Origin of the sequence: Streptomyces sp. NPDC090442 (assembly GCF_044769405.1) — a bacterium.
Classification (GTDB): Bacteria; Actinomycetota; Actinomycetes; order Streptomycetales; family Streptomycetaceae; genus Streptomyces.
The window spans coordinates 1-1,604 of record NZ_JBIVXW010000243.1 but is presented as its reverse complement, the minus strand read 5'-3'; the positions used below and the strand labels follow the sequence as shown (position 1 = coordinate 1,604).

Sequence of the window (1,604 nt, the reverse complement as noted above, 5' to 3'; positions counted from 1 at the left end):
TCATCGCTCACCATCCCAGTATGGACGACCGACAAGAGCCAAGCCCACCACTTCGGACAAGCACACGACTCACCCCCTCACCCGACCCAGCCCGGCCCTAAAAGTTCGAAACTCAAGTGCCTCCCCTCGTAGTGTGGAGAAGTCCGCTATGAGGAAGTTTGATGGCAGAGATACGCAAGAAGTACGACGCGGAGTTCCGGGCCGGGGCGGTCCGGATCGTTCGTGAGACTGGGAAGCCGGTCGCCCAGGTCGCGAGGGACCTGGAGATCAACGAGGGCACGTTGGCCACGTGGAGTTGGGAGTGCGGCAATCGATGGGCGCCATCGGCACCAGCGCGGACAACGCTGCCTGCGAGTCCTTCCACGCGGCCCTCAAACGGGAGACGCGCCAGGGCCGGCGTCGCTTCGACAGGGCCGCGGGATGCCGCCGCCGCGTCTTCACCCGCTTCAACACTCAGCGCCGCCACTCGGCGAACGGGCAGCTCAGCCCCACCGCCTACGAGCAGTCGGCTACCCTGACACTCGCCGCATAGCCACACGAAACCGTGGTTTTGTGCCACGATGCGGTCCCCGAACCAGCCATAGGCCCTCGCGAGCGACCCAGTTGCCACGAGATCACGATGTACAGCGCAAATTCACGCTTAAAGATCCGCGTGGAGGCCATAGCGCCTCTCGTCAGCACTTACAATCTTGGATATGGCCCAGAAAGTTGTAACTATTTACACGGACGACCTCACTGGCGAAGAATCGCCGGAGGCCGCCACCCACACTCTCGCCATTGACGGCGTGCAGTACGAAATTGACCTCAATCCCGACAGCTTTGACCAGCTGCTGGAAGCAATGCAGCCGTTCACTGCAGCCGGTCGACGGCTCGGAAGGGCCCGCAAGGCTCGCCCTGCTCAGGGTGCTGGCCGTGACGACAGCGCCGCTATCCGAGCCTGGGCCAAGGAGGCTGGCCTTGACGTGTCCGACCGTGGACGAGTGCCCGCAGAGGTTCGAGAGGCGTACAGCAAAGCCCACTGAAGACTTTTCCAACCTCTGGAGCCTTTTCCATCTGTACGCCCTGCGGGTGGGGCGGTGACGGGGTGTTGACCGGGGCGTGACGAACGGGGCATCCCGCCGGTTTGGGAGGTCACCACAATTAGCCTGACCAGCGGAGATGCCCCGTTTTTTCCTATCCTGCCGCATGCGACGTCGACGAAGAGCTCCTGGAACTGGTGACGATGGTGATCGTCGCGTGCGACGGGGAACGCTCCTGCAAGCTGCACCCGTACGACCGGGCCCGGTGCGCCCTGGTCGCCGAGTAGCCGGGGGGGAAATCTCACCCCCGGCCCTCACAGAACCGTGCGTAACAGTCTCCCGTTACACGGCTCGTGCCACTCTGATCATCAGACCGCCACAGCGCATACCCTAATGCGCCACTGCGCGAACATGCGGGGGTATCGCCGAGCGATCTCCTGCATCTTCGCCAGGGCCTTGCGCTTGCCCGTGAACCGCTTGTACTTGTTCACGGCAGCTGTAGATAGCTGCTGGTGTGCTGTCTGGTCATGGTGTGGTTGTCGGCGTAGACGTGCCAGTTTTGGTGGCAGAGGCGGGCGTGGTGTT

General features: G+C 63.0%; 1 protein-coding gene and 2 pseudogenes. All 3 read left to right on the top strand.

Features of this window, described 5'->3' with window-relative positions:
• Positions 1 to 161 precede the first annotated feature (161 nt).
• A pseudogene (locus tag ACIQU6_RS44765) lies at positions 162 to 239 on the top strand (hypothetical protein); the annotation flags it as partial.
• 53 nt (positions 240 to 292) lie between these two features.
• Positions 293 to 532 (top strand): annotated as a pseudogene (locus ACIQU6_RS44760) (integrase core domain-containing protein); the annotation flags it as partial.
• Between the two features lie 163 nt (positions 533 to 695).
• A complete protein-coding gene (locus ACIQU6_RS44755) occupies positions 696 to 1,022 on the top strand; it encodes an Lsr2 family protein (protein ID WP_403488491.1) in 327 nt (108 codons plus the stop codon).
• Positions 1,023 to 1,604 lie beyond the last annotated feature (582 nt).